General features: G+C 48.0%; 11 protein-coding genes and 2 tRNA genes. All 13 read left to right on the forward strand.

Going from position 1 to position 13,732, the window contains the following annotated elements:
• The first annotated feature begins 23 nt into the window (after window positions 1–23).
• The 13 genes from folP to nlpI all read left to right on the forward strand — a co-directional run bounded on the left by folP (window position 24) and on the right by nlpI (window position 13,649).
• Window positions 24–857, forward strand: a complete 834-nt coding sequence (gene folP / locus L3Q72_RS03210) for a dihydropteroate synthase (RefSeq protein WP_275131240.1) — start codon at window positions 24–26, stop codon at window positions 855–857.
• 12 nt (window positions 858–869) lie between these two features.
• Window positions 870–2,207 (forward strand): phosphoglucosamine mutase, encoded by a 1,338-nt coding sequence (gene glmM / locus L3Q72_RS03215; protein ID WP_275131241.1) that lies wholly within the window; start codon window positions 870–872, stop codon window positions 2,205–2,207.
• Window positions 2,208–2,548: 341 nt separating this feature from the next.
• A complete protein-coding gene (gene secG, locus L3Q72_RS03220; RefSeq protein WP_275131242.1) occupies window positions 2,549–2,890 on the forward strand; it encodes a preprotein translocase subunit SecG in 342 nt (113 codons plus the stop codon).
• Between the two features lie 9 nt (window positions 2,891–2,899).
• Window positions 2,900–2,984, forward strand: a tRNA-Leu gene (locus tag L3Q72_RS03225).
• A 46-nt stretch (window positions 2,985–3,030) separates the two neighbouring features.
• Window positions 3,031–3,107 (forward strand) — tRNA-Met (locus L3Q72_RS03230).
• A gap of 245 nt (window positions 3,108–3,352) precedes the next feature.
• Complete coding sequence (gene rimP, locus L3Q72_RS03235) at window positions 3,353–3,808, forward strand: ribosome maturation factor RimP (RefSeq protein WP_275131243.1); 456 nt, start codon at window positions 3,353–3,355, stop codon at window positions 3,806–3,808.
• Between the two features lie 47 nt (window positions 3,809–3,855).
• Window positions 3,856–5,343, forward strand: a complete 1,488-nt coding sequence (gene nusA / locus L3Q72_RS03240) for a transcription termination factor NusA (RefSeq protein ID WP_275131244.1) — start codon at window positions 3,856–3,858, stop codon at window positions 5,341–5,343.
• A 22-nt stretch (window positions 5,344–5,365) separates the two neighbouring features.
• Entirely contained in the window at window positions 5,366–8,077 is a 2,712-nt protein-coding gene (gene infB, locus L3Q72_RS03245; protein ID WP_275131245.1) for a translation initiation factor IF-2, read from the forward strand.
• A 311-nt stretch (window positions 8,078–8,388) separates the two neighbouring features.
• Entirely contained in the window at window positions 8,389–8,784 is a 396-nt protein-coding gene (gene rbfA, locus L3Q72_RS03250) for a 30S ribosome-binding factor RbfA (RefSeq protein WP_275131246.1), read from the forward strand.
• Complete coding sequence (gene truB, locus L3Q72_RS03255; RefSeq protein ID WP_275131247.1) at window positions 8,784–9,719, forward strand: tRNA pseudouridine(55) synthase TruB; 936 nt, start codon at window positions 8,784–8,786, stop codon at window positions 9,717–9,719. Before rbfA ends, truB begins: the two co-directional genes overlap by 1 nt.
• Before the next feature lie 226 nt (window positions 9,720–9,945).
• Window positions 9,946–10,215, forward strand: coding sequence for a 30S ribosomal protein S15 (gene rpsO, locus L3Q72_RS03260; RefSeq protein WP_275131248.1), 270 nt, complete (start codon window positions 9,946–9,948; stop codon window positions 10,213–10,215).
• A gap of 275 nt (window positions 10,216–10,490) precedes the next feature.
• Complete coding sequence (gene pnp / locus L3Q72_RS03265; RefSeq protein WP_275131249.1) at window positions 10,491–12,629, forward strand: polyribonucleotide nucleotidyltransferase; 2,139 nt, start codon at window positions 10,491–10,493, stop codon at window positions 12,627–12,629.
• A 99-nt stretch (window positions 12,630–12,728) separates the two neighbouring features.
• Window positions 12,729–13,649, forward strand: coding sequence for a lipoprotein NlpI (gene nlpI, locus L3Q72_RS03270; RefSeq protein ID WP_275131250.1), 921 nt, complete (start codon window positions 12,729–12,731; stop codon window positions 13,647–13,649).
• Window positions 13,650–13,732 lie beyond the last annotated feature (83 nt).

A 13,732-nucleotide genomic window follows, 5' to 3' on the forward strand; every position in this document is an offset into this window, starting at 1 on the left:
TTTTTACATTCAAACGAAAAATCATGATCTTAACTTCCAAGAATAAGCAGCTACAGCTTAGCGAACCTCAGGTGATGGGGATCCTGAATGTTACTCCTGACTCTTTTTCCGATGGCGGCAAGCACAACGAGCTTGATGCTGCCGTTGCTGTCGCGTTAAAAATGGTGCAAGCCGGTGTCACTATTATTGATATTGGCGGTGAATCTACCCGGCCGGGAGCCAGTGAGGTTGCGCTTAGTGAAGAGCTGGAGAGAACAGTTCCGGTCATTAAAGCGATAAGAGAACAAAATCAGGATGTGTGGATCTCTATTGATACCAGTAAGCCGGAGGTAATGCGGCAGGCTGTTGCTGCGGGTGCAGATATCATCAATGATATCAGGGCACTTCGTGAGCCGGGTGCTCTTGAGGTCGCGGCTGAGCTGAATGTACCTGTCTGCCTTATGCATATGCAGGGACAACCAAGGACAATGCAGCAGGCTCCTGAATATGAAGACCTGATGGCAGATGTAAAAGCATTTCTGGATGAGAGAATAGAGGCCTGTGCGCAAGTGGGGATTGAAAAGAATAAGTTAATTCTTGATCCCGGCTTTGGCTTCGGTAAAACTCTGGAACACAATTATGAACTGTTAAATCATCTGCAGGATTTTCACTCCTTCGGCTTGCCTCTGCTTGCCGGTATGTCCAGAAAATCGATGATTTTTAAACTATTAGATAAAAAACCGGCGGAAAGTGTTGCCGGGAGCATTGCCTGCGCAACGCTTGCTGCGATGAAAGGCGCTCAGATTATTCGTGTCCATGACTATGAAGAAACACTGGATGCGGTAAAGATTGTTAATATGCTAAAAGCAAATAATTAAACAGGAATTGATATGTCTGAAAGACGTTATTTTGGTACTGACGGTGTACGTGGAAAGGTTGGACAATATCCAATTACTCCAGATTTTGTTTTGAAGCTGGGCTGGGCTGCGGGACGTGTACTGGCTAAGCAGGGGACAAAGCAGGTTATAATCGGTAAAGACCCACGTATTTCTGGTTATATGATGGAGTCGGCACTTGAAGCAGGTTTGGCAGCAGCAGGCCTGAAGGCGACATTGACTGGCCCAATGCCAACTCCGGCAATTGCCTATCTGACACAGACATTCAGAGCAGAAGCCGGCATTGTGATTTCAGCTTCGCATAACCCGTATTATGACAATGGCATTAAGTTCTTCTCATCTCAAGGGACAAAACTGCCTGATGAAGTTGAGCTGGCCATTGAAGCAGAGTTGGATAAAGAGCTGCAGTGCGTTGAATCTTCTGAATTGGGTAAAGCGGTTCGTCTGGATGATGCGGCCGGTCGTTATATCGAATTCTGTAAAGGCACCTTCCCGAAAGACCATCACCTTACCGGTCTGAAAATCGTCGTTGACTGTGCAAACGGTGCAACTTACCACATTGCTCCCAACGTTTTCTCTGAACTGGGTGCAGAAGTGGTTGCTATGGGCGTTGAGCCGAACGGTGTGAACATCAATAAAGAAGTGGGCGCCACTGATGTTCGTGCGTTGCAAAAACGCGTAGTTGAAGAAAAAGCTGACCTTGGCCTGGCGTTTGATGGCGACGGCGACCGTATCATTATGGTTGATCATGAAGGCAACAAAGTGGATGGTGACCAGATTGCTTATATCATTGCCCGCGATGCACTTCGCCGCGGCGAGCTGAAAGGTGGCGTAGTCGGCACTCTGATGACCAACCTTGGTATGGAAAACGGCCTGAAGCAGTTGGGTATTCCATTTGTTCGTGCTGCCGTTGGTGACCGCTATGTTATGGAACAGCTACTGGAAAAGGGCTGGAAGATCGGTGCTGAAAACTCAGGTCATGTAATCCTGCTGGATAAAGTGACTACAGGCGATGCAATAGTTGCTGCGCTTCAGGTTCTGGCTTCTATGATCGATAGCCATATGAGTCTGAAAGAGCTGGCCGGCGGCATGACGCTATACCCGCAGGTTCTGGAAAACGTACGCTTTAGCGGCGATTCCAACCCAATGGAAGCCGAAGCGGTAACAGCTGCAGTTAAAGCGGTTGAAGAAAAGCTTGGCTCTAAGGGCCGGGTGTTGCTGCGTAAGTCTGGTACTGAGCCTCTTATCCGCGTGATGGTTGAGGGGGAAGACGGGGAGCTGGTTAAGGCTTCGGCGTTGGAGATTGCTGAGGCGGTGAAAGCGAGTTTTTAGGTAAAAAGGCCCTGGGCCCTGGGAACGGACTTCGTCCTATAGGCCCTGGGAGTGCACACTATCGCTGTTCAAAGCGGAAACTCCTTGAATACGGACTCCTTTTTATAGGACCGGGAGCCCGTAATACCGATTTCCCAGGGCCCAGGGCCTATTAACCCAGGGCCCATTGCCTCTAAATTAACCATTCACACCAATTCCATGAACTTTTTATGATTTTGCCCTTGTCATAAAACCCCTGTTCCTATAGTATTGCTCGGCCTTCGCATCGGAGGTCGCTAGCTTTGTCTCTGAATACCGTCAAAGGCGGCGCTGGCTCGACAATTTGAAACATAGGTGGAAAAATGACTACTGTTCTACTTGTGATTTACCTGTTGGCAGCTGCTGGTTTAATTGGCCTGGTGTTGATTCAACAAGGTAAAGGCGCAGACATGGGAGCCTCCTTCGGGGCTGGTGCTTCAAACACAGTTTTTGGTGCTAGCGGCTCAGGTAATTTCCTAACCCGAATGACTGCAATTTGTGCAACTGTATTTTTCGTTGTAGCTTTGATTTTCGGTAATATGGCAACACATAAAACCGAATCTCAGTGGGTTGACCCGACTCAAGGTCAAGCTGTTGTAGAAGAAGCTGCTGACGTACCGAGTGAAGTTCCTGCTAAAGAAAATAGCGACGAAATTCCTCAGTAATAGCTTTATGCCGAGATGGTGAAATTGGTAGACACGCTAGCATGAGGTGCTAGTGCCGTAAGGTGTGAGGGTTCAAGTCCCTCTCTCGGCACCATGACTTGTAAATCAAGCCGTTGAGCGTATAATGCTCAGCAGTCGGACGCGGGGTGGAGCAGCTTGGTAGCTCGTCGGGCTCATAACCCGAAGGTCGTCGGTTCAAATCCGGCCCCCGCAACCAATTACTTGAGGCTGATTTTCAGGTTTCATAGTTAATGTTTTTTACTAAAATTATATTAACTATGAGCTAAGTGATTTTAACGCAGATTACTGCGATAAAGTGACTTGGTGATATCAGGGTCCAGCATTTAAAAAACCCCGACTATCGGGGTTTTTTATTACCTGTTTTTTCTTATTGAGTGAAAACGGGTTGTCTGGAATATTCGTTTGGGCTCTGAGCCCTTTTTTTGTTTCTGGAGTGGTTTAATGACTGGTTTAGAAAGACAACTAACTGAATTACTTGAACCTGCGGTGGAAGCTGCCGGTTATGAATTAGTTGGTCTGGAGTTTATTCGTGCAGGTGAGCACTCTACTCTCCGTATATATATTGATAGCGAAAACGGCATCAATGTTGATGATTGTGCTGAAGTAAGCCATCAGGTGAGCGCAGTACTGGATGTCGAAGATCCTATCTCTGTAGCATACAATCTGGAAGTTTCTTCACCAGGTCTGGAACGACCACTTTTCAAAACAGAACATTATCAACAGTTTATTGGTCACGAGGTCAGCCTTGTTCTGAAAATGGCTATGGGCAACCGCCGCAAGTGGAAAGGTGTTATCCATTCTGCTGAAGGTGAAACCATCACAGTCACCGTAGACGGGCAAGAAGAAGAGTTTGCATTAAGCAACATTTCTAAAGCTAACCTGATCCCTAAATTTTAGTTCTCCTAGAGAAAAACTAGAGAAAAAGAGCTTAAGAGGCTGAAAAAATGAACAGAGAAATTTTAGCGGTTGTTGAGGCGGTTTCAAACGAGAAAGCTGTTCCTCGTGAGCGTATTTTTGAAGCGCTTGAAATTGCACTGGCAACAGCGACTAAAAAGAAATACGAAGTAGAAATTGAAGTTCGCGTTGAGATCGATCGCAAAACCGGTAACTTTGACACATTCCGTCGCTGGATGGCAGTAGAAGAAGTTGAACATCCGACTAAAGAGATCTCGCTGGAAGCGGCTCAGTTTGAAGACGAGACCATCGAGCTTGGCGACTTCATTGAAGACGAAATCGAGTCAGTAACCTTTGACCGAATCACAACACAGACGGCTAAGCAGGTAATCGTACAGAAAGTACGTGAAGCTGAGCGTGCGCAAATCGTTGAGCAGTTCATCGACAACGAAGGCGAGCTGGTAACGGGTGTTGTTAAGAAAGTAAACCGCGACACAGTAATCCTTGACCTTGGCAACAACGCAGAAGCAGTAATCCTTCGTGATGACCAGCTTCCTCGCGAAAACTTCCGTCCGGGTGACCGCGTTCGTGGCCTGCTTTACAAAGTGGCTCCTGAAGCGCGTGGCTTCCAGCTGTTTATCACGCGTTCTAAGCCAGAGATGCTGACTGAGCTGTTCCGCATCGAAGTGCCGGAAATCGGCGAAGAACTGATTGAACTGCGTGGCGCGGCTCGCGATCCTGGTTCTCGTGCGAAAATCGCAGTAAAAACTAACGACAAGCGTATCGACCCTGTTGGTGCTTGTGTTGGTATGCGTGGTGCACGTGTTCAGGCTGTTTCTGGTGAGCTTGGCGGTGAGCGTATCGATATCGTTCTTTGGGACGATAACCCGGCTCAGTTTGTTATCAACGCAATGGCTCCGGCTGATGTTGCTTCAATCATCGTTGATGAAGATGCAAACTCAATGGACATCGCAGTAGAAGCAGACAACCTGGCACAGGCAATCGGCCGTAACGGCCAGAACGTACGTCTTGCCTCTCAGCTGACTGGCTGGGAACTGAATGTAATGACAGTTGCTGATCTTGAGAAGAAGCACCAGGAAGAAGCTGGCGCATCTATCGAAAACTTTATGAAGCACCTGGATATCGAACAGGACTTTGCAGAGCTTCTGGTTGAAGAAGGTTTCTCAACGCTTGAAGAAGTTGCTTATGTTCCGGTTAACGAACTGCTTGAAATTGACGGTCTGAACGAAGAGATCGTTGAAGAGCTGCGCGGAAGAGCGAAAGAAGCTCTGACTACACTGGCGCTTGCTCAGGAAGAGTCATTTGAAGGTCTTGAGCCAGCTGAAGACCTGCTTGGTCTTGAAGGCCTTGAGCGTGAGATGGCATTCAAACTAGCAGCGAAAGGTGTAATCACACTAGAAGATCTTGCTGACCAGGGTATTGACGATCTAGAAGGTATTGAAGGACTGACAGAAGAGAGAGCGGGTGAGCTGATCATGGCTGCACGTAACATCTGTTGGTTCGGTGAAGAAGAATAATTCGGCAAGTAGGAGGTAGCGAATGACGCAACTTACAGTAAAATCCCTGAGTGAAGAGATCGGTACGCCGGTTGATCGCTTAATTGAACAACTTGCCGATGCAGGAATGAAAAAGTCGGGTGCTGACATGGTTTCAGAAGAGGAGAAGCAGCAGCTTCTTACTCACCTGAAAAAAGAGCACGGTGACACATCTGGAGAGGCGCAACCTACGCGTTTAACGCTTCAACGCAAAACTCGCAGCACATTAAATGTTGCAGCGAGCGGCGGTAAGAGTAAAAATGTGCAGGTAGAGGTGCGCAAAAAACGTACATACGTTAAACGCAGTGCCGTAGATGAAGAAGCTAAGCGTGAAGCTGAAGAAGCAGCGAGACGCGAAGCGGAAGAGGCTGCAAAACGCGAAGCAGAAGCTAAGCGTGCAGCTGAAGAAGCAGCAAAACGCGAAGCTGAAGAAGCAGCAAAACGTGAAGCAGAAGAGAAAGCAAAACGCGAAGCAGAAGCTAAGCGTGAAGCTGAAGCAAAACGTAAGTCTGAAGACGCAGCGAAGCCAGAAGAGAATCCAGCAGATAAAGCTATGCAAAAAGCAGCGCAGAAAGAAGCGGAAGAACTAAAACGCCGTCAGGAAGAAGAAGCTAAGCGTAAAGCGGAACAAGAAGCCGCTAAACTCGTTGAAGAAGCCCGTAAGCTGGCAGAAGAAAACGAAGCTCGCTGGTCTGAGGCGGAAAAGAAAAAAGAAGACGATGTTGACTATCATACAACAACATCTACCTATGCTCGTGAAGCGGAAGACGAAGCAGACCGTCGTGCTGACAGTGGCCGACGCAAGCAGCGTAAGAAGAAGGCTGGCGGTGATGACGATTCACCAGCTCAGAATAACCGCGGTGGTCGTAACCAGCGTGGCAAGGGCAAGGGTCGCAACAAAGGCAAGCTGGCTAAGCCAACTTCCATGCAGCACGGTTTCGATAAGACAGCAACGGTTGCTAAGCAGGACGTTGTAATCGGTGAAACTATCGTTGTGTCTGAACTTGCTAACAAGATGTCGGTTAAAGCGACAGAAGTTATCAAGGTGATGATGAAGATGGGCGCTATGGCGACTATCAACCAGGTAATCGACCAGGAAACAGCACAGCTTGTAGCTGAAGAGATGGGCCACAAGGTTGTTCTTCGCAAAGAAAACGAGCTGGAAGAAGCTGTACTGTCTGACCGTGATGATACGTTTGAAGCAGTGCCACGTGCACCGGTTGTGACTATTATGGGTCACGTTGACCACGGTAAGACATCGACACTGGACTACATCCGTAAGGCACACGTTGCTTCAGGTGAAGCGGGTGGTATTACACAGCACATCGGTGCATACCACGTAGAAACTGAGAACGGTATGATTACCTTCCTGGATACTCCTGGACACGCAGCCTTTACCGCAATGCGTGCTCGTGGTGCTCAGGCAACGGATATCGTAGTACTTGTTGTTGCAGCGGACGATGGTGTAATGCCACAGACAATTGAAGCAATCCAGCACGCAAAAGCGGCGGATGTACCTCTGATTGTTGCTGTAAACAAGATTGATAAAGAAGATGCGAACCCTGACAACGTTAAGAACGAGCTTGCTCAGTACGACGTTATTCCTGAAGAGTGGGGCGGTGAGAACATGTTTGTTCACATCTCTGCGAAACAGGGCACTAACATCGACGGTCTGCTTGAAACTATTCTTCTTCAGTCAGAAGTTCTGGAGTTGACTGCAGTTTCAGAAGGCATGGCATCTGGTGTGGTTGTTGAATCGCGTCTTGATAAAGGCCGTGGTCCGGTTGCTACAGTGCTTGTTCAGTCAGGTACTCTTAACAAAGGTGATATCCTTCTTTGTGGTCAGGAGTATGGTCGTGTTCGTGCAATGCGCGATGAAAACGGTCAGGAAATCTTTACAGCTGGTCCTTCTATTCCTGTAGAAATTATCGGTCTGTCTGGTGTTCCGGCATCCGGTGATGAAGCGACAGTTGTTCGTGATGAGCGTAAAGCGCGTGAAGTTGCTAACTACCGTCAGGGTAAATTCCGTGATGTTAAACTGGCTCGCCAGCAGAAGGCTAAGCTTGAGAACATGTTCTCTAACATGGAAGCTGGCGAAGTAGCAGAGCTGAATGTAGTACTGAAAGCGGACGTACAGGGTTCTGTAGAAGCGATCACAGACTCACTACTGAAACTGTCTACTGACGAAGTTAAAGTAAGCGTTGTTGGTTCTGGTGTTGGTGGTATTACTGAAACTGACGCAGTACTTGCAGCAGCATCTAACGCAATCATCCTTGGTTTCAACGTTCGTGCTGATGCATCTGCTCGCCGTACAATCGAAGCTGAGAACCTTGATCTGCGCTACTACTCAATCATCTACCAGCTGATTGACGAAGTTAAGCAGGCTATGGGCGGTATGCTTGCACCTGAATTCAAGCAGGAGATCATTGGTCTTGCTGAAGTTCGTGACGTATTTAAGTCGCCTAAGCTTGGTGCTATCGCAGGTTGTATGGTTACTGAAGGTCTGATTAAGCGTAACAACCCAATCCGCGTACTGCGTGATAACGTTGTTATCTACGAAGGTGAGCTAGAATCACTACGTCGCTTTAAAGATGACGTTCAGGAAGTTAAGAACGGCTACGAATGTGGTATCGGTGTTAAGAACTACAATGATGTTCGCGTTGGTGACCAGATCGAAGTATTCGAAACTGTCGAAGTTAAGCGTACGCTTGATTAATAGAAATATTGACTAAGATTGTTGGAGACAGGGCCCTTGGTTTTTAGGCCCTGGGCCCTGGGAAGCCGGGTGCTTTGATTTCAATAGTTGGTTGTTGAATACGCCATGGGGGGCTGGTTGATACCATCCCCCCATATTTTCTTCTATCTTGCTAAGGTGGAATGATTTGGCTCAGTGGCATTGGTTCCGCAAAACGCTCAAGCCGTCCTTGAGCGCTTGGAAATGTGCGTCCATGCACATTTACATTTGCTCCACCAATACCACTAAACCAAATCACAGCAGCTTTAGTGGATGACTGAGAGAGAAAAATTATGTCAAAAGAATTTAGCCGCACGCAGCGCGTGTCGCAGCAATTACAAAAAGAACTTGCAGTGATTCTGCAAAGAGAAATCCGTGACTCCCGTATGGGCATGGTAACCATTTCTGACGTTGAGGTTTCACGTGACCTTGCGTATGCGAAAGTATTTGTTACTTTCCTTTGTGTGGGTGAGCAGACGCCGGAATCCAGCCTTGCTGCTCTGAAAGAGCATGAAGCGCATATCCGTATGATGCTTGGCAAGCGCATCCGTCTTCGTCTGACTCCGGAAGTTCGCTTTACCTATGACAACACGCTTGTTGAAGGTATGCGCATGTCTAACCTTGTTACCGAAGTAGTAAACAGTGACAAGCAGCGCGCTCAGGAATCCGGTCGTGAGGAAGAAGAGTAATGGCTCGTCGTCGTAAAGGTCGTCCGGTAAATGGTATTGTCCTTTTAGACAAGCCAACAGGTATCTCTTCTAACGATGCGCTGCAGAAAGTAAAGCGCATCTACTTTGCTGAGAAAGCAGGCCACACAGGCGCGCTTGATCCACTGGCAACCGGCATGCTGCCAATCTGCCTGGGTGAAGCAACCAAGTTTTCTCAGTTCCTTCTGGACTCAGATAAGCGCTACCGCGTGATTGCAAAACTTGGCGAACGTACTAACACCTCAGACTCTGATGGTGAAGTGGTAGAAACCCGTCCGGTGAAAGTGGACCGTGGTCAGCTTGAGCGTTGCATTGCGAAATTCCGTGGTGAAACGGATCAGATCCCTTCGATGTTTTCAGCACTTAAGTACCAGGGCAAGCCTCTGTACGAATACGCCCGTGAAGGTATCGAAGTTCCTCGTGAATCCCGTAAGATCACCGTTTACTCTATCGAGCTTCTTCGCTTTGAAGGTCATGAAGTAGAGATGGAAGTACACTGCTCTAAAGGTACTTACATCCGCACCATAGTTGATGACCTTGGCGAAATGCTGGGCTGCGGCGCACACGTGACTTACCTTCGCCGTACCGGAGTTTCAGACTATCCGTATGAGCGAATGGTGACTCTGGAAGACTTAGAAGCACTTCTGGAAAAAGCACGCGAGCAGGACATTCAGCCAAAAGAGCTGCTGGACCCAATCCTGATGCCAATGGATACAGCGGTACAGGATCTGCCGGAAGTTAATCTTATCCCTGAGCTGACCGATATGGTTCAGCACGGCCAGCCGGTACAGGTATTCGGCGCTCCAACTGAAGGTCAGGTTCGCATGACCAGCGGGGAAGAGAAGCTGTTTATCGGGGTTGGTGAAATTGATGATGATGGGAAGATTGCGCCTAAACGTTTAGTTGTTTTTAGGTAGGTTTTTGGGGCCCTGGGCCCTGGGTTCGGGCTTCGCCCTGCTGGGCCCTGGGAGTAAATATTCCTACTTTCCCAGGGCCTATAGGGCGTAGTCCGCCCCCAGGGCCCAGGGCCCAAAAATCCCCTTGCCATCCCCGCGCGCAACCCGTATAATCCGCGCTTCTCGTACCGGCTGAATCAGAGATTGGCTGGTACAGTGTTTAACATTTATGTATTAGGAAAAGATTATGTCTCTGAATGCAGAAACTAAAGCAGCAGTAGTTGCTGAATACGCACGTAGCGAAGGCGACACAGGTTCACCAGAAGTACAGGTAGCTCTGCTAACTGCTTCTATCAACCACCTACAGGGTCACTTTGCAAACCACAAGCAAGACCACCACAGCCGTCGCGGTCTTCTACGCATGGTTTCTCGTCGTCGTAAGCTTCTGGACTACCTGAAAGGTAAAGACCTGGATCGTTACCACGACCTAATCAAACGTCTGGGCCTACGTCGCTAAGATCAGTTTGTAGAAAAAAGGAGCTTTCGGGCTCCTTTTTTTGTTTCTAAGCCATTTTTAGGCTTAATTACCTGCACTTACTTTCAATTTCATCTATACTACAGCCCGACCAATTCTGGTTTAGTCAGTTTATCCGACACTTAATCGAGTATTGCAGTCACCCGCAGTCGACCATAAGGTCGCGGCTAATGAAAAGCCTCTGTTGCAGAAGCTTTTCATTAGTCGCGATTGGTAATACCGAGAAGGTGTTTTTACTAATATCTTAAGGAAATATAATGTTCGCGAATCCAGTCGTAAAAACATTTAAGTACGGTAACCACACCGTAACTCTAGAAACTGGCGTAATTGCACGTCAGGCAACTGCTGCCGTAATGGTAACAATGGACGATACAGCCGTATTCGTTTCTGTTGTTGGTAAAAAAGAAGCAGTAGAAGGTCAGGACTTTTTCCCTCTGACAGTTAACTACCAGGAGCGTACTTACGCAGCAGGTAAAATCCCTGGCGGTTTCTTCAAGCGTGAAGGTCGTCCTTCTGAAGGCGAAACTCTGACAGCTCGTCTTATCGACCGTCCAATCCGTCCGCTATTCCCTGACGAGTTCAAAAACGAAGTACAGGTAATTGCTACAGTTGTTTCTGTAAACCCGGACGTTCAGCCAGATATCGTTACCATGATTGGTACTTCTGCTGCTCTTGCTATCTCTGGTATCCCGTTTAACGGTCCTATCGGCTCTGCTCGTGTTGGTCACATTGATGGTCAGCTGGTTCTTAACCCAAGCCAGACTGAGCTGGAATCTTCTCGCCTTGACCTTGTTGTTGCAGGTACAGAAGGTGCAGTACTGATGGTTGAATCTGAAGCAGACAACCTGACTGAAGAAGAGATGCTTTCAGCGGTTGTATATGGTCACGATCAGCAGCAAGCTGTTATCACTGCTATCAACGAATTTGCAGCAGAAGTAGCTACTCCAGCGTGGGATTGGGTTGCTCCTGAAGAGAACACAGCGCTTAAGACTAAGATTGCTGAACTGGCAGAAGCTAAGCTTGTTGAGGCTTATCAGATCACTGAGAAAATGGCTCGTTATGATCGTATCAATGAGATCTCTGCAGAAGTAAACGAAGTTCTGCTGGCTGAAGATCCTGAAGCGAACACGAAAGAAATTCACACTATCTTCCACGATCTGGAGAAGACGGTTGTACGTCGCAGCATCATCGCTGGTAACCCACGTATCGACGGCCGTGAAAAAGATATGGTTCGTGCGCTTGACGTTCGTACTGGCGTTCTTCCTCGTACACACGGCAGCGCGCTATTTACCCGTGGTGAAACTCAGGCAATGGTTACAGCAACGCTTGGTACTCAGCGTGATGCTCAGATCATTGACGAGCTGACTGGCGAGCGTAAAGATCACTTCCTGCTTCACTACAACTTCCCTCCATACTGTGTTGGTGAAACTGGCTTTGTTGGTTCTCCTAAGCGTCGTGAAATCGGCCACGGTAAACTGGCTAAGCGCGGTATTGCTGCGGTAATGCCTTCAGTTGAAGAATTCCCGTACACAGTACGCGTTGTTTCTGAAATCACAGAATCTAACGGTTCATCTTCAATGGCTTCTGTATGTGGTACTTCTCTGGCTCTTATGGACGCTGGTGTGCCAATCAAGTCTTCTGTTGCGGGTATCGCAATGGGTCTTGTTAAAGAAGGCGACGACTTTGTTGTTCTTTCTGACATCCTGGGTGACGAAGACCACCTTGGTGACATGGACTTTAAAGTAGCAGGTACTAACACTGGTGTTACTGCTCTTCAGATGGATATCAAGATTGAAGGTATCACTAAAGAGATCATGCAGATCGCTCTGAACCAGGCACAGGGTGCTCGTAAGCACATCCTGACTGTGATGGACGAAGCAATCTCTGGTGCTCGTGAAGAGATCTCTGAGTTCGCTCCTCGCATTCACACAATGAAGATCAGCGCTGAGAAGATCAAAGACGTAATCGGTAAAGGTGGTGCAGTTATCCGTCAGCTGACTGAAGAGACTGGTACAACTATCGAAATCGAAGACGACGGTACTATCAAGATTGCTGCAACAGATGGTGACCAGGCGAAAGACGCTATCCGTCGTATCGAAGAGATCACTGCAGAAGTTGAAGTTGGCCGCATCTATACTGGTAAGGTTGCACGTCTTGCTGACTTCGGTGCATTCGTTACCGTTCTTCCTGGTAAAGATGGCCTTGTTCACATCTCTCAGATTGCTGACAAGCGTATCGAGAAAGTGGCTGACTACCTGTCTGAAGGTCAGGAAGTTAAGGTTAAGGTTCTTGAGATTGACCGTCAGGGTCGTGTTCGTCTGAGCATGAAAGAAGCTGTTGAAAAACCAGCAGAAGCTGATTCAGCAGCGGAAGGTTCTGCACCAGAAGCAGAGTAATGGTTTCGTTTGTAGCGTAAAAGCTGCAAAGCTGTTATAAAGGGGAGCATTACGCTCCCCTTTGTTTTTTTAGGGAAGCCAGACAGGAGAGATGTTTACGTGAAATGGTTTCGATTGATTGGGCTGGGCGTTCTGGCTGTTTTGTCAGGCTGTGCGTCTACCGGTGACAGTGAGCCTAAAAATAGCTGGGTATATCCGCCAATGGCTGTTCCTTTGCAGCCGAGTATTCAGCAGGAGGTTCAGGTCGCCCGTCTGAATCAGCTACTGCAGAGACCAGATCTTGATGATGAAGTCCGCGCCAAGATGTTCTATGAGCGTGGCAGCTATTACGACAGTCTGGGGCTAAGAGATCTTGCCCGCCTTGATTTCAATCAGTCACTGAGCATGAACCCAGCGCAGCCGGATATCTTTAACCTGCTTGGCGTCTATTACACTCAGGTAGGCGAGTTTGATGCCGCCTACGAAGCCTTTGATTCAACGCTTGAGCTTGACCCAAGTAACCAGTATGCAGAACGCAACAGAGCCATTGCACTCTACTATGGTGGCCGTACAGAGTTGGCTTTTGAAGAGATGAAGGCGCACTATCAGGATGATCCGGAAGACCCATTCCGTGCGCTCTGGCTCTATATTGTGGAAAGAGATTTAGATGAGCAGGCGGCCGTTGAGCATTTAACCCAAAGATATCAGAACCGCAGTGAGCTATGGGGCTGGGTTCTGGTTGCCATTATGCTAAAAGATGTCACCGAAGAAGACGCCTTTAAAGCCGTGCTGACCGGCACCAGAGACAACGTCCTTCTGGCACAGCGCCTGACAGAAGCCTATTTTTACCTGGGCAAGCGTTACCAGTTTGAAGGTGATTTCGCCAATGCCATTGCTTTATACAAGCTGGCACTTTCATTTAACGTTTATGAATATGTTGAGCACAGGTACTCTTTCCTTGAGCTGGGGCGGATCTTTGATGAAGTTAAAGAGGCTCGGAAAGCGATGGAGAAGAAGGGGACTCTGGAAGCGAAAAACTAGTAATTGGCCCTGGGAGAGAAAGCCAGTATGGGATTAAGCCTGTGCTGGCTTTTTTTGTTGCTTAAGAATTACTCTTCGTTCCC

The sequence above is a fragment of the Vibrio sp. JC009 genome (assembly GCF_029016485.1).
Taxonomy (GTDB): domain Bacteria; phylum Pseudomonadota; class Gammaproteobacteria; order Enterobacterales; family Vibrionaceae; genus Vibrio.

Excerpts from the sequence above, each read along its gene's own strand:
- folP (WP_275131240.1), top strand. The coding sequence starts at position 24 with ATGATCTTAACTTCCAAGAATAAGCAGCTACAGCTTAGCGAACCTCAG.
- pnp (WP_275131249.1), top strand. The coding sequence starts at position 10,491 with ATGTTCGCGAATCCAGTCGTAAAAACATTTAAGTACGGTAACCACACC.
- secG (WP_275131242.1), top strand. The coding sequence starts at position 2,549 with ATGACTACTGTTCTACTTGTGATTTACCTGTTGGCAGCTGCTGGTTTA.
- rimP (WP_275131243.1), top strand. The coding sequence starts at position 3,353 with ATGACTGGTTTAGAAAGACAACTAACTGAATTACTTGAACCTGCGGTG.
- infB (WP_275131245.1), top strand. The coding sequence starts at position 5,366 with ATGACGCAACTTACAGTAAAATCCCTGAGTGAAGAGATCGGTACGCCG.
- rpsO (WP_275131248.1), top strand. The coding sequence starts at position 9,946 with ATGTCTCTGAATGCAGAAACTAAAGCAGCAGTAGTTGCTGAATACGCA.
- truB (WP_275131247.1), top strand. The coding sequence starts at position 8,784 with ATGGCTCGTCGTCGTAAAGGTCGTCCGGTAAATGGTATTGTCCTTTTA.
- nusA (WP_275131244.1), top strand. The coding sequence starts at position 3,856 with ATGAACAGAGAAATTTTAGCGGTTGTTGAGGCGGTTTCAAACGAGAAA.
- glmM (WP_275131241.1), top strand. The coding sequence starts at position 870 with ATGTCTGAAAGACGTTATTTTGGTACTGACGGTGTACGTGGAAAGGTT.
- rbfA (WP_275131246.1), top strand. The coding sequence starts at position 8,389 with ATGTCAAAAGAATTTAGCCGCACGCAGCGCGTGTCGCAGCAATTACAA.